This is a genomic window from Rhizobium sp. SG_E_25_P2, assembly GCF_029892285.1.
Lineage (GTDB): Bacteria > Pseudomonadota > Alphaproteobacteria > Rhizobiales > Rhizobiaceae > Rhizobium_E.
This window is the reverse complement of sequence record NZ_JARXVM010000016.1, coordinates 114271-136577: the sequence shown is the minus strand read 5'-3', so window position 1 is coordinate 136577 and position 22307 is coordinate 114271. Positions and strand designations below refer to the sequence as shown.

15 protein-coding genes and 1 riboswitch are annotated in these 22307 nt (G+C 62.6%); of the genes, 7 read left to right on the top strand and 8 right to left on the bottom strand.

What is annotated here, in order from left to right:
- Positions 1-97 precede the first annotated feature (97 nt).
- Positions 98-1228, bottom strand: coding sequence for an NADH:flavin oxidoreductase/NADH oxidase (locus M2360_RS20555; protein WP_280777212.1), 1131 nt, complete (start codon positions 1226-1228; stop codon positions 98-100).
- 175 nt (positions 1229-1403) lie between these two features.
- Positions 1404-1611: riboswitch (cobalamin riboswitch) on the top strand.
- Positions 1612-1729: 118 nt separating this feature from the next.
- Here M2360_RS20555 and M2360_RS20550 point away from each other — a divergent pair.
- Complete coding sequence (locus M2360_RS20550) at positions 1730-2977, top strand: aromatic ring-hydroxylating dioxygenase subunit alpha (protein WP_280777210.1); 1248 nt, start codon at positions 1730-1732, stop codon at positions 2975-2977.
- A gap of 16 nt (positions 2978-2993) precedes the next feature.
- Entirely contained in the window at positions 2994-4100 is a 1107-nt protein-coding gene (locus tag M2360_RS20545; protein ID WP_280777208.1) for a hybrid-cluster NAD(P)-dependent oxidoreductase, read from the top strand.
- Positions 4101-4106: 6 nt separating this feature from the next.
- Here M2360_RS20545 and M2360_RS20540 read toward each other — a convergent pair whose 3' ends face one another.
- The 3 genes from M2360_RS20540 to M2360_RS20530 are packed head-to-tail and all read right to left on the bottom strand — an operon-like array spanning position 4107 to position 7206.
- On the bottom strand, positions 4107-5183 hold the full coding sequence (locus tag M2360_RS20540; protein ID WP_280777207.1) for a HupE/UreJ family protein: 1077 nt from the start codon (positions 5181-5183) through the stop codon (positions 4107-4109).
- 2 nt (positions 5184-5185) lie between these two features.
- Complete coding sequence (locus M2360_RS20535) at positions 5186-5959, bottom strand: DUF4198 domain-containing protein (RefSeq protein WP_280777206.1); 774 nt, start codon at positions 5957-5959, stop codon at positions 5186-5188.
- A 14-nt stretch (positions 5960-5973) separates the two neighbouring features.
- Positions 5974-7206 (bottom strand): hypothetical protein, encoded by a 1233-nt coding sequence (locus tag M2360_RS20530; protein WP_280777205.1) that lies wholly within the window; start codon positions 7204-7206, stop codon positions 5974-5976.
- Between the two features lie 277 nt (positions 7207-7483).
- On the opposite strand from M2360_RS20530, the gene M2360_RS20525 reads away from it, so the two are divergent.
- From M2360_RS20525 to M2360_RS20515, 3 genes are all read left to right on the top strand, one after another.
- Positions 7484-9904 (top strand): hypothetical protein, encoded by a 2421-nt coding sequence (locus M2360_RS20525; RefSeq protein ID WP_280777204.1) that lies wholly within the window; start codon positions 7484-7486, stop codon positions 9902-9904.
- Positions 9905-9971: 67 nt separating this feature from the next.
- Positions 9972-11882, top strand: coding sequence for a GMC family oxidoreductase (locus M2360_RS20520; RefSeq protein WP_280777203.1), 1911 nt, complete (start codon positions 9972-9974; stop codon positions 11880-11882).
- A 23-nt stretch (positions 11883-11905) separates the two neighbouring features.
- A complete protein-coding gene (locus M2360_RS20515; protein WP_280777202.1) occupies positions 11906-14728 on the top strand; it encodes a patatin-like phospholipase family protein in 2823 nt (940 codons plus the stop codon).
- A 63-nt stretch (positions 14729-14791) separates the two neighbouring features.
- On the opposite strand, the gene radC is transcribed toward M2360_RS20515, so the two are convergent.
- Complete coding sequence (gene radC, locus M2360_RS20510; RefSeq protein WP_280777217.1) at positions 14792-15556, bottom strand: DNA repair protein RadC; 765 nt, start codon at positions 15554-15556, stop codon at positions 14792-14794.
- A gap of 55 nt (positions 15557-15611) precedes the next feature.
- Positions 15612-16436: a type I methionyl aminopeptidase gene (map, locus tag M2360_RS20505; protein WP_280777201.1), complete on the bottom strand. Its 825-nt coding sequence runs from the start codon at positions 16434-16436 to the stop codon at positions 15612-15614.
- Between the two features lie 290 nt (positions 16437-16726).
- On the opposite strand from map, the gene M2360_RS20500 reads away from it, so the two are divergent.
- Complete coding sequence (locus tag M2360_RS20500) at positions 16727-18427, top strand: PQQ-dependent sugar dehydrogenase (protein ID WP_280777199.1); 1701 nt, start codon at positions 16727-16729, stop codon at positions 18425-18427.
- 42 nt (positions 18428-18469) lie between these two features.
- On the opposite strand, the gene M2360_RS20495 is transcribed toward M2360_RS20500, so the two are convergent.
- Positions 18470-19348 (bottom strand): LysR family transcriptional regulator, encoded by an 879-nt coding sequence (locus tag M2360_RS20495; RefSeq protein ID WP_280777198.1) that lies wholly within the window; start codon positions 19346-19348, stop codon positions 18470-18472.
- A gap of 87 nt (positions 19349-19435) precedes the next feature.
- On the opposite strand from M2360_RS20495, the gene M2360_RS20490 reads away from it, so the two are divergent.
- On the top strand, positions 19436-20443 hold the full coding sequence (locus M2360_RS20490) for a putative sulfate exporter family transporter (RefSeq protein WP_280777197.1): 1008 nt from the start codon (positions 19436-19438) through the stop codon (positions 20441-20443).
- A gap of 16 nt (positions 20444-20459) precedes the next feature.
- Here the strand turns inward: M2360_RS20490 and phaC are convergent, their stop codons facing one another.
- Complete coding sequence (gene phaC, locus M2360_RS20485; protein WP_280777196.1) at positions 20460-22298, bottom strand: class I poly(R)-hydroxyalkanoic acid synthase; 1839 nt, start codon at positions 22296-22298, stop codon at positions 20460-20462.
- Positions 22299-22307 lie beyond the last annotated feature (9 nt).

The following is a 22307-nucleotide window of genomic DNA, read 5'->3' as shown; positions in this document are numbered from 1 at the left end:
TCTTCAACATGTCCCAGTGAATCACAAACCCCTGGATGTGGCCAGGGGTTTGTCAGCAGTCTGACCTCCACCTTTGGTGGAGGTCATGACTTTTGCGTCAGGCATAGGCGCCTTTGCGCAACACTTTGTCCTTGGCGCGCACGGCGTAGCCGGCCTGCGGCGCGTGCAGGTCATAGGCGCTGTCGCTCGGGTCGAGAGCGACTTTGGCGTGGACGGCGAAATTCGGATCGTCCAGCGCTTCGCGCGCCAGCGCGACGAGATCGGCCTTGCCTTCTGTGAGCAGGGCTTCGGCTTCGTGGGCTTCGGTGATCAGGCCGACGGCGGCGGTGGGGATGTCCGACTCAGTGCGAATACGGGCGGAGAGATCGACCTGGTAGAGCGGGCCGGGCTTGATCGCCGCGCCATCGAAGCCGCCGGAGGAGACGTCGATCACGTCGACGCCGCGCGCCTTGAGTTCACGGGCGAGCACGAGGCTGTCTTCGATCGTCCAGCCATCCGGATGCCAGTCTGTGGCCGAGATACGGCAGAACAGCGGCTTGGACGCCGGCCAGGCGGCGCGGACAGCCTGGGCCAAATCGAGCAGCAGGCGCATGCGGTTCTCGCGCGAGCCGCCATACTCATCGGTGCGCTTGTTGGCGAGCGGCGACAGGAACTGGTCCAGAAGATAGCCATGCGCGGCATGGATCTCGACGACGTCGAAGCCGGCTTCCTCTGCCCGACCGACGGCGGCGACATAGGCTTCCTTGAAGCTCTGGATGTCCTCCAGCGTCATTTCGCGCGGCGTCTTGTAGCCGCGGGCTGATTCGGAATGGATGATGGGGCTGGGGGCGACCGGCTCCCAATCCTCGTAGCCGATCGAGAGTTTCTCGTCTTCCTTGACCTCGGGACGGAAGGGGACCGGTGAGGAGGCCTTGCGACCGGCATGGGCCAGCTGGATCGCGGCGGCGGCGCCCTGGCTGTGGATAAAGGCGACGATGCGTTCCAAAGGCGTGATCTGGAAATCCGACCACAGGCCGAGATCGGCATAGGAGATGCGTCCCTCAGGCGACACGGCGGTCGCCTCGACCATGACCAGACCGAAGCCGCCGATGGCGAAACGGGCGAGATGGGCGAAGTGCCAATCATTGGCCACGCCGTCGATGGCCGTGTACTGGCACATCGGGGCGACCATCAGGCGGTTCTTGAGCGTCAGACCGCGCGCCTGAAAAGGAGAAAAAAGCATGCTCATCGGAAAATCCTTGTGAAGCTCCGCGCCCTTTCGGTCCTGGACCACGGCGCGGCCCTGGGCATATCGGCGCCATGGTCGAAGAATGCAAGGGCGGCGAAATGCGAACCGCGGCGGATTTTATCTTCGTCAAGCAAGCCCATGTCGCAAACGAACTCGCCGTGTCGCATGAGCCGTGGTGATATCGGCATATCGAGGCGCCCGCCGATGCAAGTTGGAGGGTTAAATGGGAAGCCGGTGTTCGAACCCGGCGCTGCCCCCGCAACGGTAGAGACGCTGAATTCGCGACGGGAGCCACTGGGCATTTTGCCTGGGAAGGAGTTCGCGGAAGTCCTGGGAGGGACGGCGTCTGAGCCCGGACACCAACCTCGACGAGATAACCCGACTGATCGCGGTGGGCGATCAAAGGAAGACCGGCGGCTTGTCCGCGCCATTGCGCGCGTCTTCTCGCCCTATTCCTCGCGCGTCCACCCCGTCACGTTCTTGAAATGACGAGGACCGACCATGGATATTCGCGCCGACATGCTCTCCAGACTGCGCGCCCGCAAGCCGGGTTACAGCCTGGATCAACCCTTTTACATCGACCCCGATTTTTTCAAGCTCGACCTCGAGCAGATCTGGTATCGCGACTGGCTGTTCATCGGCCATGACTGTGAACTGACCACTGTCGGCTCCTATATGACCGTGCAGGTCGGCGCCTATCCGGTGGTGATCGTGCGCGGCGAGGACGGTGGCATCAACGCCTTCCACAATTCCTGTCGCCATCGCGGCAGCCGCGTCTGCACCAAGGAACGCGGCCAGTCCAACAAGCTCGTCTGTCCCTATCACCAGTGGACTTATGAACTCGACGGTTCGCTCGCCTTCGCGCGCCAGATGGGCGAGGATTTCGACACGACCAATTTCGGTCTGAAGCCGGTGGCCTGCGAAACGGCGGGCGGCTATATCTTCATCTGTCTCGCCGACCAGCCGATGGATTTCGCGCCGTTTCGGGCGATGATGGAGCCCTATTTCCTGCCGCATCGGCTGCGCGACGCCAAGGTGGCGTTTGAGAGCACGATCATCGAAAAGGGCAACTGGAAGCTGGTCTGGGAAAACAACCGCGAATGCTACCATTGCGCCGGCAACCATCCCGAACTTTGCAAGACCTATCCGGAAGCCCCGACCGCGACCGGCGTCAATGGCGCGGAAAATGATCCGGAAATCGCCGAGCACTGGGCGAAATGCGAAAATATCGGCCTGCCGAGCAAATTCGTGATGGACAGCGACGGCCAGTTCCGCGCCGCCCGCATGCCGCTGTTGCGCGACGCCGTCAGCTACACGATCTCCGGCCGTAAGGCGGTGCAGACGCGTCTGTCCGACAATGTCAACATGGACCGGATCGGCACGCTGCTGCTGTTTCATTATCCGACCACCTGGAACCATGTGCTGAGCGACCATGCGGTGACCTTCCGCGTGATGCCGATCAGCGCCACGGAAACGGCGGTCACCACCAAATGGCTGGTGCACAAGGATGCGGTCGAAGGCATCGACTATCGTCTCGACGAACTCACTCATGTCTGGACCGAGACCAACGACCAGGATCGCCAGATCGTCGAGGAAAACGCCTTCGGCATTCATTCGCCGGCCTATGAGCCCGGTCCTTATTCCGAAGTGCATGAGGGCGGCGTGGCGCAATTCGTCGAATGGTACGCCAATTTCATGGAGAAGCGGCTGACCGACGCGGGCAAGCCCGCGCTGCGTTCGGTCGCCTGAGCGAAAGGAGCGCGTGATGATGCTGATGGGCGCAACCCCGATCCCGCTTCCGCTCGATGAGCTGAAGCCGTGGAATTCCGCACGGCAGATGCTGGTGTGCACCGGCGTCGCCGATGAGGCGCCGGACGTGAAGACCTTCACCTTCGCGGTGGAGGGCGGCGGCTGGTTTCGCTACCAGCCCGGCCAGTTTATCACGGTCGAGTTGCGCGCCAAGGGCGGGGACCTGCACCGCACCTATACGATCTCATCATCGCCCTCGCGCCCCTACGCCATCTCGATCACCGTCAAGGCGCAGCCCAACAGCGTGGGCACGCGCTGGATGTTCGACAATGTGAAGCCCGGTTCGCGCGTCCGGGCTTACGGTCCGAGCGGCCATTTCACGCTTGGCCGCGATCTCGGGCGGAAATTCCTGTTCGTCTCGGCCGGCTCCGGCGTGACGCCGATGATGTCGATGCTGCGCTGGCTGGCTGATTGCGCGCCCGGCACGGATGTCGTCTTCGTCAACAGCGCGCGGCGGCCCGAAGAGATCATCTTCCGGGAAGAACTCGAACTTCTCGCCACCCGCATGCCAAATCTCAAACTGGCTTTCCTGCCGGAGCATCGTTCCGGGGCGGCCCCCTGGGCCGGCCTGATGGGACGCATCGATATGCGCAAGCTCGACATGCTGGCGCCCGATTTCCTGAAACGCGACATCTTCTGCTGCGGACCCGATCCGTTCATGAAGCTGGTCAGCGACATGGTGCGCGGCGAAGGCTACGACATGAACCGCTACCACCAGGAAAGTTTTGGCGCGGCGACGGTGACCAATATCGCCCAGAAGCCCGCCAATGACGATGGCGAGGCGGCGGCTCGGGATGACACTGCGCTGGATATCGCTTTCGTCGGCACGGGCGAGACGGCCTCCTGCCAGCCCGGCCAGACGATTCTGCAAGGCGCGCGTTCGGTGGGCGTGCGCATTCCTGCAGCCTGCGAATCGGGTCTGTGCGGCACCTGCAAGGTGAAGAAGCGGGCCGGCGAGGTGGCGATGAGCCATAATGGCGGCATCAGCGACGCCGAGATCGCCGAGGGCTATGTGCTCGCCTGCTGTTCGCGGCCGTTGAGCCGGGTCGAGATCGAGGCCTGAGCCGCTTCAGAGATAGCCCGCCGCCTGGAGACGCTCCCATGTCCAGGCGGCGCCGGCCGCCGCGATCAACAGCGACAGCGGCGAAACGACCCAAGCGCGATACCAGCGCCGGCTGCGGGTCCAAAAGCCGACCAGCAGAATATAGAGGCCGATCACCGCGATTTGCCCGAACTCCACGCCGATATTGAAGCCGATCAGCGCGGGCGCGAGATCGCCTGATACGGGCGCCGCCTCGCGCAGCGCGCCGGCGAAACCCATGCCGTGCAACAGTCCGAACGCAAAGACGATCAGCGGTCGCCGGGCCGTGGGTTTCGGCGCGACCAGATTTTCCACCGCGACAAAAGCGATCGATAGGGCGATGAGGATCTCCACCAGGTTCGACGGCGGGCGGATGAGGCCTGTCATGGTCAGCGCCAGTGTTGCGGAATGGGCGAGCGTGAAGGCGCTGGCCTGGATGAGGAGAGGGCGCAGCCGAGGCGCATAAAGGCAGAGCGCCAGAATGAACAGAATATGGTCGAGGCCGCGCGGCAGAACATGGGTGAAGCCGAGGCTGATGTAATCGGATAGAATGTTGGCGAGGCTTTTCTTCTCCGCTCCGGAAAGCGGAAACAGCGCGCTCGAGGCGTCGCCATCAATCCAGATCAGCGTCGGCTGTTGCTGTCCAGTATGATGGATGGAGAGGGAATAGGCGCTGGCGACGAGATCGAGGCGCCATGCCGCCCGCGCCGCCTGCGGCGGCAGCGCGCCTTCCGCGATGATCTCGGCGACGGCGGGGCGATCCTTGTCCTCGGCTTGATGGACAATCACGCTCACCGGTTTCGGTTCAGAAAGCTGACCATCGATCTCAAAGCCGATCGCGGCTGTCAGCGCAGGACGATAGGCGTCGACGCCAGTATCGGGCGGAATGTCCGGCATGCGCGCGGCGAGGCGGGCGAGAAGGGCCGAGGGCGGCGTCAGGATCGTGGCGCGCCAGCGGCCATCGGCGAGAATGTCCAGCGTGACGCGGGTGGTTCCGATCTCATGGGCGCGCGAGGACGGCGCGCTTGAGAGCAGAATCAGCAGGATGAAGATGCAACGAAGCATGCTCACCGCCTCCAGTCGAAGGTGAAGGAGGCCCAGCGGCTTTGCCAATCGCAGGAGGCGAAGAATCCGGCGCGGGCGATGGTGACCGCCATCACGCCCCAGGGGCCGGGGCCAGGGAGTGAGACGACGAAGCTGCCATCGGCGTTGGATCGGGCTTTCAGCTCAAGGCCGGGCTCGCCCTGCCGATAGAGCCGCACCAGTGCGTCGGGGACCGGCTCTCCCGCCGCCAGCAGCCGGCCGCGGAGATCATTGTTGTTCGCCTGCGGCAGCGTCGACAGGACGATTTCGAAATCCCAATCCAGCGCCTGTCCGGCCAATCCACCCGCGTCGGCGTCGCCGATGGCGCTTTTGGCATAGCGGTAGAAGCATTCGCTGAACGGCCCTGCCTCCTTCCAGCCGCCGGCGGTCTCGATCGCCTGTCTGAGCCCGTAGGCATCGGCGTAGCGGTTGAAATCTTTGAGCGAGAGTTCGACGGATGCCCCGCCGCCGAGATAGGTAAGCAGGCCCATGGGGGAGGACGGCATGACGACGAGACCGGCCGGCAGTTCTCCTGAACCGCCCATCACCTTGCTGGTCCCGCCGGCATGGAGAAATTCGAATCGCTCGACGCCTTCCGCCGGGCGCGGCAGGGAATCGCCGATGAAATGCTCGCCCACCAGCAGATTGACCGCAATAACAATTCCCGGAGGCGGCCTGATGTCGTCTGACTGCAACCAGAAATCATGGGCGGCGGCCGGTCGCAGAACGAGGACGAGGATAGCGGCGACCGCGCCCATGCCGCGCGCCATCCTCAATGCGCCGAAATGACGAAGCGCGTCCATAACCGCCAAAGCCGCTTGAGCAGGAAACGCAAGGCCTCGCCGATCAGCCAGAAGATGAGGCCGACGCCGAAGAGCAGGCCGATCGCATAGGGCCAGATGCTGCCGGTCGGCGGCGTCTCCTTGGCCGAGGGCCAGGGCGCCGCCTCATAGGGCCAGTCGCTGAGGAAAGGCTTGTCATTGGTGGTCGAGCGCGGCCATTCGCCTTCGATGAAGGAGAGTTCCTGCAACAGGCAATCGCCGAAGGCGCAGGTCTGGGCCACCACGTCGTCCGTCAACAGCCGGCCGTTGGGATAGCCGACCGGAAATCGATCGGAATAGATCATCACATCAGGTTCGACATCGTATTTGCGCAAGAGGATGGTGAATTCCATGAATTCGGCGATGGCCTGCGACCACCATTCGCGATTGCCGCGCAGGAAATTATAGATGTCGTCGAGCCTGCCCTTGCGGGCTTCGAGAGCTTCTTTCTGCACCTTGGGTTCGAGCGTGTTCAGAAAACCGAAACGCGGCAACTGGGTGCGGATCGAGCGGCCGACATGGTCGATCTTCTCGCCGTTGCGATAGGTTCCGCCCCAGAGAATGAAACTGGCGGGATTTGCCGGAAACGAGGCGCGGGGAATACTCATCACCATGGTGATGGCGTTCCTCTTGTAGAAGCGCGGGAAATTGAAGGGATCGTCGCGCACGGTGGCTTCGTAGCGGATGTTTTCCGGCGAAAGGAAACCGGGAAACTCGACCTTGTCGATGGTTGCGTCGTTCTTAAGCCGCAGGATCACCGACACGGTGGGCGAGAGGCTGTCGGTGGTCAGCACCGTGCCGCCGTAACGGGCGCGGTTGGCGGCGTTTTCGAACGACACTGGCGTCTTCAGGTCGATATCCACCCGGTAGACGAAGCTTGTAAGATTGTAGGGCGGCGGATTGAGCAGCGCGCGCCTGACATTGAAGATCAGCGTCATCCGGTCGCCGTCGGGATAGAAGAACAGGTCGGTGATGTTGCTTTCGGGATAGAGGAGGCGGGTCGGATCGGCGTGATCCGAGGCAAACGCAGGGGTTGCAGCTACGCCTATCCATGCGAGAAAAAGCACGGAGAGAAGGCGGGTCAACACCGTGATTTTTCGGGGGGTATTGCTGGACGATCCTAGAATATTCGCATGCAGGCGCCACTGGCGCGTCTTCAGACTACGGCATTCATCGTTCTTCATGGCTATTCTCCCGTTGAAGACGCAGTTTGTGTTTCTGAAGACGCCATGTTTGTTTGCGCGCGCGGTCTCGCTCCGCAACAGGACTGTTGTCCGGCGTCCAAGGCATGGATCAATATTTGTTTACGAATTTTCGATTGCGATTATGTCTTGTGTTTTGGAAAAATCAATAATAGGTTGTGTTAAAGCGTAAATAAATCTGAAGTAGCAACTTCTCGCAACTCCTAGGATATAAAGGGGGTGTAACATGTGGCGTGATGGACGCGGGAGCGTCGTCGCGATGGCGACGGCTTGTCTTTTTCTGGCGGCGTGCGGCGATCAGGTCGTGGTGGATGAGGCGAAGAAGGCCGGTCGGTCGGCTGCGACCTTTCCGGCGGCGGACGAGGACTATTTCAAGGGCATGGATGGCGGCGTCGAGCTCACGCGCGACGAAGTGATCGGCCGCAACAACTGGCTGGTCTGGACTGCCGGCAACGACCGCTTCTGGAACGAGATCACCCGCAACGCTTTCGGAAATTTCGACCTGCTGAAGTCCATTTCCAGCCATCCCTCGCTGGCATACGGGCGCGACAGCCGTTTTCGGGAGCTGGGGCTGATCAACGAACCTTGTTTTAAGACGCCGCAAAAGGGCAGCGCCGACATGTTCGGCCTCTGGCTCGATGTGCGCCGGACGGATGATCCCGCCTGCGCCGCGCCCGATCCCTTTGCGGATCCGGTGAAATATGCCGGCGTCAAAATCGGCGCGCGCGGGCGCACGGTTCCGGTCGGCTCCTTCTATGGCGATCCGACGGGGATCGTCGGCCTGAGATTGTTTCCCAATCCCGATTTCGACGACAAGGCGAAAGCGCGCTGGGACGCGGACCGCTATTACACCGATCCCTCCTATTACAATGACAAGGATCTCGTGCGGCCCTATCGGGTCGGCATGGCTTGCGGATTCTGTCATGTCGGGCCGGACCCGGTGCGGCCGCCGCTCGATCCCGAAAACCCCAAATGGGAGAATCTCAGCGGCGTGGTCGGCGCGCAATATTTCTGGATCGACCGGATCTTCGGCTGGAACTATGGCGGCGACAAGAACCGCAAGCGCTGGGAAGAAAACGAGAAGAACTATCTGATCCAGCTCGTGCACACGTCGCGCCCCGGCGCGCTCGACACGTCGCTGGTGTCCACCGACTATATCAACAACCCCCGCACCATGAACGCGGTCTATGCGCTGGGCGCGCGGTTGGGCGTGGCGAAGGAGCGCGGCAAGGAAAAGCTGGTCGGTCCCGAAAAGGACAACAAGCAACTCGACGCCTATTTCGAGGAGCCGGACACGGTGTTCACGCCCCGGGTGCTGAAAGACGGGGCCGACAGCGTCGGCGCGCTGGGTGCGCTCAACCGCGTCTTTATCAATATCGGCCTGTTCAGCGAGGAATGGCTGAGGCACTTCAACCCACTGTTCGGGGGCAAGCCCAACACCGCGATCGAAATTGCGGTCGGTCGCGCCAATTCCAGCTATTGGCAGGCGACGGAAGCGCAGACGCCTTTCCTCGCCGCCTATTTCCTGAACCCGAAGGTGCAGGCCGGCCACAGGCTGGCGGAGGCGCCCGAAGGCGCGGCTCACCTGACCACCGACGCCGCCACGCTCGACAAGGGCAAGCAGGTCTTTGCCGAAAATTGCGCCGCCTGTCATTCCAGCAAGGCGCCGCCGCTGCCGGTTGCGCTTGATCTCAACGCCTGTAACGGCGGCGGCTATCTCGATTGCTGGAACGATTACTGGCGCTGGACGCAGACGGAAGAGTTCAAGTCCAAGATGGTCGAGATCGTCAAGGCGCCGGATTTCCTTGATGGCAATTACCTCTCCACCGACATGCGCGTGCCGGTGACGCTGCTGGAGACCAACGCCTGCAGCCCGCTCGCCACCAACGCCATTGCCGGCAATGTCTGGGATAACTTCTCCTCGCAATCCTACAAGGACCTGCCGTCGGTCGGTGAGATCAAGGTGCGCGACCCATTCAACGGCAAGGAGAAATATTTCAAGATGCCGGCGGGCGGGCGCGGCTATACCCGTGTGCCCTCGCTGATCGCGCTCTGGTCGACCGCGCCTTACCTGGTCAACAATTCGGTGGGGCCGTTCACCGGCGATCCCTCGGTCGCGGGTCGCATGAAGGCTTTCGATGCCTCGATCGAGCAGATGCTCTGGCCCGAAAGGCGCATGCGTGACAGCGAGTTCGGCAAGGACGGGGTGTTCCTGATCGACCGGACCACGGTGTCGAGCTATCTGGTCGTGCCGGGCGGCTTCCTGCCTGACGGTTTGCGGGCGCTGATCGATCCGCTCAGCCGCTGGCTGCCGTCGATCTTCGGCGAAGGCGAGTTGCGCATCGGGCCGATCCCCAAGGGCACGCCGGTCAATCTGCTCTCCAACACCGAACTTTACAAGGACGACGCGACGCTGGCGCAGAACCTGCCGCGCTACGCCCAACTGCTCAGCCTGCTCAAGACCGCGCTGCGCGACCTCAAATCGCTGCCGGAAAATGCTGGCGACAAGGAGGCGAAGGTGGCCTTCGCCAACCTCGCCGAGCCGCTGCTCAGCCTCAGCAAATGCCCGGATTTCGAGGTCAATCGCGGCCATTATTTCGGAACCGGGAAAGTCGCAGGGACCGCAGCGCTCGGTGACGACGACAAGAAGGCGTTGATCGAGTTCCTCAAGACGTTCTGACAGCTCGGCGCCGACGCGGCTCCGCGTCGGCGCCTCCATCTTCATGTGCAAGAGGAAGGGCATGCTCATGACAGACGCAAATATTTCCCGGGCGCGCACGCCCGACGCGGATTACGACTATATCGTCGTCGGCTCCGGCGCGGGCGGCGGCACGGTGGCGGCGCGGCTCGCCGAAGGCGGCCAGAAGGTGCTGGTGCTCGAAGCGGGCGGCGATCCGCATCTGCTCAGCGGCGGCGATCCCGCCTATCCGGTCGAAAACCGGTTGCCCGACGATTACGACGTGCCGGCCTTCCATCCCTTCGCCTCGGAAAACGAGGCGATGCGCTGGGACTTTTTCGTCCGCCACTACGCCAATCAGGCGGCGCAGGCGGCTGATCCGAAATATGTCCGGGACTTCGGCGGACGCAGGGTCGACGGCGTGCTCTATCCGCGCTCGGGAACGCTGGGCGGCTGCACGGCGCATAACGCCCAGATCATGGTCTATCCGCACAATCAGGATTGGGACTATGTCGCCGAATTGACCGGCGACGCCAGCTGGAGCGCCAAGCGCATGCGGGCGTTGTTTCGCCGGCTGGAGAATTGCGATTATCGCTGGCCCTACCGGCTGCTCTATCTTTTGACCGCCGGTCTGTTCAATCCGAGCGGCCATGGTTTCGGCGGCTGGCTGACGACGCAGAAGGCGTTGCCGCTCAGCGCCTTCAAGGACCGGGCGCTGGTCAGGTCGCTGCTGGATTTCGTCGGCGAAATCCTGCGCAATGATCCCAATGCCGACGAAACCGTCGACTGGCTGTTCGAGAGCCAGGGCGATCCCAATGACTGGCGGCTGGTCAAGGCCGAGGCGACCGGTTTGCGTTATCCGCCGCTGACCAATCGCAACCATGCGCGGATGGGAACGCGCGAACGGCTGCTGGAGACGCGCGACAAGCATCCCGACAGGCTGCATATCGAGCTCGACGCGCTGGCGACCCGGGTCGTGTTCGAGGGCAAAAGAGCAGTCGCGGTCGATTATCTCAAAGGCGAGCGTCTCTACCGGGTCTCAGGTCTCGCCGCGCGCGGCGAGGGCGAGAAGCGGCGGGTCAAGGCCGGCAAGGAAGTGATCCTTTCAGGCGGCGCCTTCAACACGCCGCAGCTTCTGATGCTGTCGGGCATTGGCCCGAAGGATCAGCTCGCTGCGTTCGATATCCCGCTCGTTCATCACCTGCCGGGCGTCGGCAGGAACCTGCAGGACCGCTACGAGGTCGGCGTGGTCACCGAAATGGCCGAGGACTGGGAGGTGCTCAAAGGCGCGAAATTCGCCAAGGGCGACCCGCAATACAAGGCCTGGGCATCGGCGCGCGACGGCGTCTACACCACCAATGGCGCGGTGCTCGCCTCCATCAGCCGTTCGGCGCTCGAGCGGCCTTTGCCGGATCTGTTCTGCTTTGCGCTGCTGGGCGAATTCCGCGGTTATTTCCCCGGCTATTCCAAACTGTTTCCCGAGCGCCACAACATCCTCACCTGGGCGGTGCTGAAAGCGCATACGCTCAATCGCGCCGGCACTGTGACGCTGAGAAGCGCCGATCCCCGCGATCCGCCCGACATTAATTTTCATTATTTCGAGGAAGGCGACGACAAGGACGGCCAGGATCTCAGAAGCGTGGTGGACGGGGTGAAGTTCGTCCGCAAGGCGACCGCAGCGCTTTATGACAAGGGCATCGCCAAGCGGGAATTGTTGCCGGGGCGCGACGTCAGGACAGACGAACAGCTGATGAACTATGTGCGCAGCCAGGCCTGGGGCCACCATGCATCCTGCTCATGTCCGATCGGCGGCGAGCATGACGGCGGCGTGCTGTCGTCCGATTTCAAGGTGCATGGCGTCGATGGCCTGCGCGTGGTCGACGCGTCAGTTTTTCCGCGCATCCCGGGCTTCTTCATCGTGAGCTCGGTCTACATGGTCGGCGAGAAAGCCGCCGACGTCATCCTCAAATCCCATTCCTGACGCCAGTTTTCACGGAGGCTGCCATGTCCCTTCCGCTCAGCACCACCGAAATACTCAGAGATGAAGCCTGCCGCATCCATGGCGAACACGCGCTTGACGGCTGTGCGGACGCCCAGTTGGCAATTGGCCTCAACCGGCTCGAATCCAAAGCCATCTGTCTCTCCGGCGGCGGGGTGCGCAGCGGCGTCTTCTCGCTTGGCGTGATCCAGGCGCTGGCCGAGCACGAGGATGAGAAAGGCGATTTTCTATCGCGCTTTCATTTTCTCTCGACCGTGTCGGGCGGCGGCTTCATCGGCGGCTGGCTCTCGGCCTGGCTGTCGCGGCAGCCCTATGAGCGGGTGCGGCTGCAATTGACGGGGCGGACCACACGCATCAACGCCACGGAGCCGACGCCGATCGGCGATCTTCGCCGCGACAGCAATTACCTGACGCCGAAAGTGGGGCTGCTGTCGGCCGACACCTGGGCGGCGGTGGCGATGGTGCTCAGGAACATGGCGCTGAACTGGATCGTGCTGTTACCCATATTGCTGCTGGCGGTGATCGCGTTGAAATTCCTGACGATCGGCGTGGCTTGGCTGCCGCATTCCCTCGGGCCGCAAGCGACGGGTGCCGCGCTCCTGGCGCTCGCCGCGGTGGCGCTCGGTTTCGTGCTGCTGGCCTTGCGCTTCACGCTCAAGGAGCAATCGCTGAGCGGGCCGGCGAGCCCGACGCAGAACGACTATCTCCGGGGAAACCTCATTCCGCTCCTGCTGGGCGGCGTGGCCTGGACCGGCATGCTGCATACAGTGCTGGCTTATGAAGTGCTGATCGTCTTTTCGACGGTGGATCTGGTTCTGTTCGGGGCGATTGTCGGGTTGATTGTCTACGCGTTCGCGCAGATTCTTACATTTCTGACCACGGCGCGCCTGGTGACAGTGGTGCTATCGCCGCGCAACTGGCGACAATTGACCGACAAGCGGGTGTGGGGCTGGGTGTTGTCCGGCCTCGTTTATGGCGCGGTGCTGGCCGCCGGCGCGCATCTGCTCGGCACTGGCAGCGACACCGCGTTGCGCCTCGTGCTGCTGTTGGTGTTCGGGCCGCCTTGGCTGCTTCTGGCGCAGGTCGCCGCCGAAACCGCCTATGTGGCGCTGACCAGCGCCAGCCCCAATTCCGATGAGCAGCGCGAATGGTTCGCCCGCGCCGCCGGATGGTGCATCGCTGTGGGCGTGTTCTGGATCGTCGTGGTCGGGCTTGCGCTGTTCGGGTCGCTGCTCGTGGGCAAGGCGGACGCGGGCTTCGACCGGCTGATCGACTGGATCGCGGCGGCGGGCGGGCTCAGCGCGGTGATCGGCGTGGTGACCGGCGCGAGCAGCAAAAGTTCGGCGCTGGGCAAATATCAGTCGCGGGTGATGTCGACAATCTATGACATTCTCGCCAAACTGTCGGCGCCGCTGTTCTTCCTGTTGTTGATCGCGCTTGGCTCCGCCGTTATCGATTATCTCGTGCTCGGGCAGTCGCTCTTCGCCTATCTCGTCTCGTTCGACGACTATCCGCTGTTCGAACAGGGCTTTGCGACACAATGGGGGCAGAGCAAGATCGCGGTCAGCGCCTTGCCCGCCGGCGTCGGTTGGCTGCTGACAGCGGCGATCCTGCTGGCGATCGTTGGCTTCTTCGCCTCGACGCTGGTCAATATAAACCGGTTTTCGTTGCATGGTCTTTACCGCAACCGGCTGATCCGCGCTTTTCTCGGCGCCTCGCATCTCGGCCGCAAGCCGGATCGCTTCACTGGTTTTGACCGCGACGACAATCCCGACATGGCCGAACTCTGGCCCGAAGACGGCCCGATCCCCAAAGGCAAGTCGTGGCGGCCGTTTCATGTGCTCAATATGGCGCTCAACATCGTCTCGACCCGCAACCTCGCCTGGCAGCAACGTAAGGCGCTGTCCTTCACCGTCTCACCGCTGCATAGCGGCTCCGGTTCGCTCAGCGGCTTGCGGGACGAACCGGGCGGACAGGTGACCGCCTATCGCGGCGCCTTCCGGCCTTCGAAATATTATGGCGGCGCCGATCTCAGTCTCTGGCGTCCGAACGGTCAGAAATCGGGAATTTCGCTCGGCACGGCCATGGCGATCTCCGGAGCGGCGGTCAATCCCAGCATGGGCTATCATTCCTCGCCGACCGTGTCGCTGCTGCTCACGCTGTTCAATGTCCGGCTCGGCTGGTGGCTGGGCAATCCCGGCCCGGCGGGTGAACATTCCTGGCGTAACAACGGCCCCAAGCACGCCGCCTTTCCGCTGATCATGGACGCATTCGGCCTGACCACCGATCGCCGGCCGAATGTGAGCCTGTCTGACGGCGGCCATTTCGAAAATCTCGGACTTTATGAAATGGTGCGGCGGCGCTGCCGCTGCATCCTGGTGGTGGACGCCACATGCGATCCCGATTTCACCTTTTCCGATCTCGGCGACAGCATCCGCAAGATCCAGATCGATTTCGGCGTGCCGATCGTCTTTGACGATCTCCAGGCGCTGAAGCCGCGCCCTCGCCAAATAGGGGAGACGATCGATGCGCCCTACCACGCTGTCGCCCGGATCGATTACTCTGCCGCCGATGGCGCCGATGCGCCCGACGGATTGCTCGTCTATGTCAAAGCGAGCTTCCACAATGATGGCGAAAGCGCGGGCGTGAAGGCCTATGCCAACGCTCATCCCACCTTCCCGCACGAGTCGACCACCGACCAGTGGTTTACCGAGTCGCAGTTCGAGAGCTATCGCGCGCTCGGCTATGACATCATGCGGCATGTGCTGAAGACCGAACTGTGCTTCACGCGTGAGGCGATGTCCGTCGGGGCGCAGGGGTGGAGTTGAGGTTTTGGATTAGGGTGTTGTGCTTTCGCTTTAGAAAGATTCAATAATCCAATGAAATTATAATTATATTAGCCGAAGGCCCTTGAGGCTGGCATGGCCATCCTTGCCGATGATGATGTGGTCATGGACGGTGATGCCGAGCGGCTTGGCCGTCTGGACGATCGTCTGGGTCATGTCGATATCGGCCCTGGACGGGGTCGGGTCGCCGGAGGGATGGTTATGGACGAGAATGATGGCGGTGGCCGAGAGCTCCAGCGCCCGCTTGACCACTTCGCGGGGATAGACCGGCGTATGGTCGACGGTGCCGCGCTGCTGCACCTCGTCGGCGATCAGCTGGTTGCGTTTGTCGAGGAAAAGGATGCGGAACTGTTCGGTGGTCTCATGCGCCATGGCGGCGCTGCAGTAATCGATCACCGAGGACCAGGAACCGAGAATGGCGCGGCCTTTGATTTCGCTGCGTAGCGAGCGATGGGCGATGGCGCCAACCAGCTTGATGTCGGTGGCGACCGCCTCGCCGACACCCTTGACCTCCTGCAGCAGATGGGCGGGGGCGCCGAACACGCCTGACAGCGTGCCGAACCGCTCGATCAGCGCCTTGGCGATGGGCTTGGTGTCGCGGCGGGGAATGAGGCGGAAGAGGAAGAGTTCGAGAATTTCGTAGTCGGCGAGCGCGCCGTCGCCGAGATCGCGAAATTTTGTGCGCAGCCGGTCGCGATGGCCGTGGTAGTGGGCGGGCGGCGGCGCCTGCGCCCCGGGCGGCCGCGCTTGGGCGCGCGGCGCGCTTTCGAGGAAAAAGCCCCGCTCGTCGGGCGGATCACCGTCGCCCATCTCGTTGAGGTCGCGTCCAGTCTCGGGGTCGATCGGAAGCGCCATCTGGGGTCCCTTATTTGAGGCCTGGTCGGTCGAGGCCAGTGGGCGACAGAGTGAAGACTTCGCAGCCGTCTTTGGTGACCCCCACCGTATGCTCATATTGGGCCGACAGCGAACGGTCGCGGGTGACCGCCGTCCAGCCGTCGGACAGGACCTTCACATGCGGGCGTCCCAAATTGATCATCGGCTCGATGGTGAAGACCATGCCTTCCTTGATTTCGGGGCCGTCCTTGGCCGAGCCGTAATGCAGGATGTTGGGCGCATCGTGAAACAGTGCGCCGACGCCATGGCCGCAGAAATCGCGAACCACTGAACAACGCTCCTTTTCGGCATAGGTCTGGATCGCCTCGCCGATGGCGCCAATGCGCGCGCCGGGCTTGACCGCAGCGATGCCGAGCAGCAGGCATTCATAGGTGACTTCCATCAGCCGTTCGGCGGCGCGCTTCACCTCGCCGACCGGATACATGCGGCTCGCGTCGCCATGCCAGCCGTTGAGAATGTAAGTGACGTCGATATTGACGATGTCGCCGTCACGCAGCGGCTTGTCGTCGGGGATGCCGTGGCAGACGACGTGATTGATCGAGGTGCAGCAGATCTTGCGATAACCGCGATAGTTCAGCGTCGCGGGCAGGGCGCCATGCGCCAGGCCGAAGTCGAGGACGAACTCGTCGATCTCATTGGTGGTGACGCCCGGCTTGATCATCGGCCAGAGCGCGTCGAGGCAGCGCGCCGTCAGCTGGCAGGCCCGGCGCATGCCTTCGAAGGCGTCGGGGCCATACAGTCTGATCGCGCCGGTGTTCTTCATCGGCGCGGCGGCGGCTTCAATATAATTCACCATAGAGGGCTGCTTTCTACTTCTTTTCCGGCTTCCTTCATAAAACAGCCATGGGCGCTTCGTCCATCGTGAAGTGAGATTTACACCTTGCTCGTCTGAATTGCGGCGCATGGATGATATGCAGCCGGATGGAGCTTGGGGCCGCAGCGACAACGATCGCGCTTTTCACCGATACCGAAATCGTCTCTTCGTTCTCGTAAATCCGTCTTGTCGCTGTCTCTATTTGCTGTCACCTTCGGTTCAAAGCGCGGTCGTCAGTCACTGGTCTGCGCCGATGGGGGGAGGAAAGTGCAATGGCCAAACGCAAGGGAACAAACGCGTCTGAAACCATTGACGGCACAGTCAATCCGGATCTGATCTTCGGGTTTGGTGGGGCGGACAAGCTCAACGGGCTGGGCGGCCATGACACCCTGTCCGGCGGCAATGGCGCTGACAAGATTGTGGGCGGCAAGGGCGACGATGTCATCTACGGACATTCCTCAGCCGATCTTGCGCAGAAGAACGGTTCTATCACCGCCAGCACCATCGCCGAACTCGGCTTCGGCACGGTAGAGATCGTGCAATCCGGCAGCAATCGGGACAAGGGTTTCATCTATGCCATTTCCAAGGATGACGGCGTGATTTATCGCGTCGATGAAAAGGATGGATCCAAGACCGTTTTTCTCGACATCCCCGATGACGACATTGGCGGCGGCGGCGAGCGTGGCGTGCTCGGCATGGCTTTCCATCCCGACTATGGCGGCAACGGCCGCTTTTTCGTCTATATGACCAACCCCGATGGGGATATCGTCATTCAGGAATATGCCCGCAAGGCCGGCAATCCGCCGACGGCAGACTTCACCAAGACGATCATGACTGTGCCGCATCCCGGCGAGAGCAACCATAATGGCGGCTCCATCCGGTTCGGGCCTGATGGCATGCTCTATCTCGGTGTTGGCGATGGCGGCGGCGGCGGCGATCCCAATGGCAACGCCCAGAATTTGGACGTGCTTCTTGGCAAGATTCTGCGCATCGACATCGATCACGACGACTTTCCCGGCAATGACGGCAAGAACTACGCCATTCCCTCTGACAATCCTTTTGTGGACGCCGAGGGCGCCGATGAGATCTGGGCCGCGGGCGTTCGCAACCCCTGGCGCTTCTCCTTCGATTCCAAGACCGGCGACTTCTATATCGGCGATGTCGGACAGAATGCCTTTGAGGAGGTGAACTTTGTCGCCGCCGGCACGCAGGGCGGGCTCAATTTCGGCTGGAACTATCGCGAAGGCGATGAGCCCTATACCGGCACGCCGCCGGGCGGCATCGATTTCACCGATCCAGTCTTCTCCTATTCGCATGGCGATTCCAGCGCCTCGATCACCGGCGGCGTCGTCTATCACGGGGCGGGCGGCCTCACCGGAAACTATGTCTTTTCCGACTTCGTCACCGGCAAATTCTACACGCTGCGCATGGTCGATGGCAAAGCCGTGGATGTCGACGAACGCTCCGGCCAATTGCGCGGCGATGCGGTTTCCCAGATCGTCGCCTATGCCGAGGGTTCGGACGGTCAACTTCTCGCTCTCAGCCTCGGCGGTCAGTTGCTCAAGCTCACTCCCGGAAAGGCGGCGGGCGATGGCGACGACCGGTTGTCGGGCGGCGACGGCAATGACAGGATCTTTGGCGGCGCCGGCAATGACAGGCTTCTTGGCGACGCCGGCAAGGACACTCTAGACGGAGGTCTTGGCAATGATGTGCTGCGCGGCGGCGCGGGAGCCGACACATTCGTTTTTCTGACGGGTGGCGGCAGGGACAAAATCCTTGATTTTGATGCTGTGGGCGACATTCACGACCGTCTCAATCTGCGTGGATTGAAGGCTGTCGACAGTTTTGCCGATCTGATTGACAATCATGCAAGCCAGGTCGGCGATAATGTCGTCATCGTGGCGGGCGATGACAGGATCACCCTGGAAAATGTAAAGCTGCAGGCGCTTGACCGCGCCGATTTTATCCTCTGACCGATCCTCATGGACGCCACAGCGATGGTGCAGCGGATGTTGCTAGTCACACAGCTTGGCGAATTCGCGGCCGGCAGGACTTAGGCCGCGCTCCTTGTGACGCAGGACGGTGAAGTCGCGGGCGGCGAGCGAGACGGGGGCGACGCTGAGCCGGCCGAGCGCGATATGGGGCGCCGCGGCGGCGCGGGACAGGCAGGCGGCGCAAGGGCTGTCGATCAGCGCCGAAATCACCCCTTCATTAGACGGCAGCACCAGCGCGATACGGATCTGGTCCGGGTCGATGGCGCGGCGGGCGAGGGCGGCTTGCAACGCAGCTCTTGTGCCCGAGCCCTGCTCGCGCATGATCCAGCCGGTGGTCCGGAGCAGATCGTCGACTTCGACCGACTTGGCGGCGGCGAGCGGATGGCTGGGCGCGCAGAGGATGACCAGTTCGTCGCGCGCGACTCGAGTGGACGCAAGCGCCGGTTCGTCGATATCTCCTTCGATCAGGCCGATTTCACTGGCGCCCGTCATCACGTCGCGGGCGACGGTGGAGGTGTTGCCGACCGTCAGATCCACCTCGACGCCGGGATAGAGAGTGCGGAAGCGCATGAGCCGGGGCGGCAGCCAGTGGCTGGCGGTGGTCTGGCTGGCGGACAGACGCAGGACGCCGCGCTTGAGGCCGCCGAGATCGCTCAGCGCCAGCGCCGCGGCTTGCGCGCGGGCCAGCGTGGCGCGGGCTTCGTCCACGAACAGCCGTCCGGCTTCGGTCAGTTCGATGCCGCGCCCGACCCGGGCGAACAGCGCGACATTGTAGAAGCGCTCCAGCGCCTTGATCGAGGCGCTGACCGCAGACGGGGTGAGGCCGAGCCTCTCGGCGGCGCGCGTGACATGCTGCGCCTCGGCGACGGCGAGAAAAATCGTGAGCTGTTCGAGCGTCAATCGTGAAATCCATCTGCATGAAACTGGCAATATTATTCGATGGATTTGCATGAATGGTAAAGGGATATTTGGACGCAGGAGTTCATCATGCTGTCCATCGCTCAAAAATCACCCCTGCTATCCGGCGCCGGCCTTTGCGTCGCGCTTTCGGCTGCAGCCATTGGCGCGGAGCATGTGTTTCCGCTGGCGCGCGCTTTCGGGCTCGATCCGATGATGCTGGCGATGCTGGCGGGCGTCGTGCTGCGCAGCGCCGGCCTGCCGCTTGCGGGCTTCGAGACCGGCATCCGCGCCATGGCGCGCAAGCCGCTCGAAATCGCGATTGCGGCCATGGGGGCAACGATCAGCGCGAGCGCTGTCGCCTCCATGGGCGCGACTTTGCCGCTGGTGGTCTTCGCGGCGGTGGCGGCGTCGATCGCGGTCTCTTATGCGGCGGCGCGATTGATCGGGCTTGAGCCGAGGCTGGCTGTGCTGGTGGCGGCGGGCAATTCGATCTGCGGCAATTCGGCGATCATGGCGGTGGGGCCGGCAATCGGCGCTCGCGCCGACGAGACGAGCCGCGCCATCGCCTTTACCGCCTCGCTGAGCATTCTGGTGATCGCCGCATTGCCGGCGTTCGGTTCGGCGCTCGGGTTCGATGCGCTGCATTTCGGCGTTTTCGCCGGCATGACGGTTTACGCCGTGCCGCAGGTGATGGCGGCGACCTCCTTCATGGGGCCAGTGAGCGGCGAGATCGGCGCGGTGGTCAAGCTGGTGCGGGTACTGACGCTCGGGCCGGTGCTGACGATTCTCGGTCGCTTCTTCTCTCGCGAAGACGCCAAGCCGGCGTCGCTGTCGCGGGTCGCGCCCTGGTATATTCTCGGCTTTTTCGCGATGATGGCGTTCAATCTGAGCGGGGCTCTGCCCGAACAGGGTGTTTCGCTCTGTCGGCTCATCGCGGCGACGCTTCCGGTTGTCGCGATGGCGGCGCTGGGACTGTCGGTGGACTTGCGCGAACTGGCCCGATCCGGTGGAAGGATCGCCGCAGCCGGCGTGGTCTCGGCGCTGATGCTGATCGCGATCTCGGCGGTGGCGGCGCTGGTGGTCGTCAGCGCCTGACCATAAGCGGATGCGATCACACCCGCACGCGCACGAAGGCGCCAGGCGCTTCCTCGATCGGGTTCAACTGGTCGCCGCCGGGTTTGCGCGGATCCACGGTGCGGGCGTCCTGATCGAGGATCCAGCCATGCCAGTTGGGCCACCAGGAGCCGGGCGTTTCCTCGGCGCTCGCCAGCCAGTCGTCATACTCGCCTTCGACCTTGCCATTGGTCCAGAACTGGTACTTCTTCTTGTCGGGCGGATTGACGACGCCGGCGATATGGCCGGAGCCCGAGACCACCAGCTTGACGTCGCCGCCGAACAGTTTGGAGCCGGTGAACACCGATTTGGCCGGCGCGATATGGTCTTCGCGGGCGGCGAGATTGTAGATCGGGATCTTCACCTTCTTGAGATCGAGTTTCTTGCCGTCGAGCATCATTTCGCCGCGCGCTAAGGTATTGTTGAGATAGCAGTTGCGCAGATAGAAGGAATGGTTGGCGGCGGGCATGCGGGTGGAATCGGCGTTCCAGTAGAGCAGGTCGAAGGCCATCGGCTCCTGCCCCTTGAGATAGTTGTTGACGAAATAGGGCCAGATCAGCTCGGAGGCGCGCAGCATGTTGAAGGCGAGCGCCATCTTGGTGCCGTCGAGATAGCCTTCCTGCTCCATGCTCTTCTCGATTTGCCGGATCTGATCCTCGTCTGCGAAGACCTTGAGATCGCCGGCATAGGTGAAATCCACCTGCGTGGTGAACAGCGTGGCCGAGGCGATGCGCTTGTCCTTTTCCAAAGCATGCCGGGCGAGCGTGGCGGCCAGCAGCGTGCCGCCGACGCAATAGCCGATGGCGTTGACCTTGTCCTCGCCTGTCGCCTTCTTGATCGTCTCCAGCGCGAAATCGATGCCTTCGCGGGCGTAATCGCCCCAGTCCTTTTCCGCATGGCGTTCGTCTGGATTGACCCAGGAAATCACGAAGACCGTGTGGCCCTGGTCGACGCACCATTTGATGAAGCTCTTCTGCGGATTGAGATCGAGCACGTAGAATTTGTTGATCCAGGGCGGGCAGATCAGGAGAGGACGCTTGAGCACTTTCTCCGTCGTCGGTTCATACTGGATGATCTGGCAGATATCGTCCTCGGCGATGACCTTGCCGGGGGTGACGGCCATGTTCTCGCCGACCTTGAACTTGGTCATGTCGGTCTGGCGGATGCGCAGATCGCCATGCCCGGACTGGATGTCCTCGGCGAGCTTCTTCATGCCTTCGACCAGATTGGCGCCGTTCTGCGCCACCGTCTCCTTGTAAAGCACCGGATTGGTCAGCACGAAATTGGCCGGCGACAATGCGGCGGTGATTTGCTTCACATAGAAGGCAGCCTTCTGGCGGGTGTGGTCGTCAAGCCCGTCGGCCTGGGTCACCAGCTTGTCAGCCCAATCGGCCGTGACGGTATAGACCTGGCGCAGAAAGTCGAAAAACGGGTTCTGCTTCCAGTCGGCGTCGGCGAAGCGCTTGTCGTCGCGAACGACGGGGGCGGGGGATTCGCCCGCCGCCTTCTGCAGCGACGACATCCAGATCTGCGCATAGGTTGAGAACAGCAAGGTCTGGGCCTGGAAGGCGCGGTTGGGATCGGCGACCCAGTATTCCACCACTTTTCCGAGCGTGCGGACGAGATCGGTGATCGGCTCGCCGATGAGATCCTGCTTTTCGCCGGCTTCGCGCGGCGCCAGCCATTCCGAGGCCGCCTTGCCGAGATTTTCGAGCGAGCGGGCGAGATTGACGGTCAGCGCTTCGGGATTCTTGATGATGAACGGCTCGATATCCGCAGGATCGAGGCCGGGAATGGCGCGGCGTCCATTATCCTGAGTTGCGCCCTCATTGCTCATTTGCGCCTC

Bases quoted from the DNA above. Each gene is read 5' to 3' on its own strand.
- M2360_RS20490 (WP_280777197.1), top strand. From the start codon at position 19,436: ATGCTGTCCATCGCTCAAAAATCACCCCTGCTATCCGGCGCCGGCCTT.
- M2360_RS20545 (WP_280777208.1), top strand. From the start codon at position 2,994: ATGATGCTGATGGGCGCAACCCCGATCCCGCTTCCGCTCGATGAGCTG.
- phaC (WP_280777196.1), bottom strand. From the start codon at position 22,298: ATGAGCAATGAGGGCGCAACTCAGGATAATGGACGCCGCGCCATTCCC.
- M2360_RS20520 (WP_280777203.1), top strand. From the start codon at position 9,972: ATGACAGACGCAAATATTTCCCGGGCGCGCACGCCCGACGCGGATTAC.
- radC (WP_280777217.1), bottom strand. From the start codon at position 15,556: ATGGGCGACGGTGATCCGCCCGACGAGCGGGGCTTTTTCCTCGAAAGC.
- M2360_RS20515 (WP_280777202.1), top strand. From the start codon at position 11,906: ATGTCCCTTCCGCTCAGCACCACCGAAATACTCAGAGATGAAGCCTGC.
- M2360_RS20530 (WP_280777205.1), bottom strand. From the start codon at position 7,206: ATGAAGAACGATGAATGCCGTAGTCTGAAGACGCGCCAGTGGCGCCTG.
- M2360_RS20540 (WP_280777207.1), bottom strand. From the start codon at position 5,183: ATGCTTCGTTGCATCTTCATCCTGCTGATTCTGCTCTCAAGCGCGCCG.
- map (WP_280777201.1), bottom strand. From the start codon at position 16,436: ATGGTGAATTATATTGAAGCCGCCGCCGCGCCGATGAAGAACACCGGC.
- M2360_RS20500 (WP_280777199.1), top strand. From the start codon at position 16,727: ATGGCCAAACGCAAGGGAACAAACGCGTCTGAAACCATTGACGGCACA.
- M2360_RS20555 (WP_280777212.1), bottom strand. From the start codon at position 1,228: ATGAGCATGCTTTTTTCTCCTTTTCAGGCGCGCGGTCTGACGCTCAAG.
- M2360_RS20525 (WP_280777204.1), top strand. From the start codon at position 7,484: ATGGCGACGGCTTGTCTTTTTCTGGCGGCGTGCGGCGATCAGGTCGTG.
- M2360_RS20535 (WP_280777206.1), bottom strand. From the start codon at position 5,959: ATGGGCGCGGTCGCCGCTATCCTCGTCCTCGTTCTGCGACCGGCCGCC.
- M2360_RS20550 (WP_280777210.1), top strand. From the start codon at position 1,730: ATGGATATTCGCGCCGACATGCTCTCCAGACTGCGCGCCCGCAAGCCG.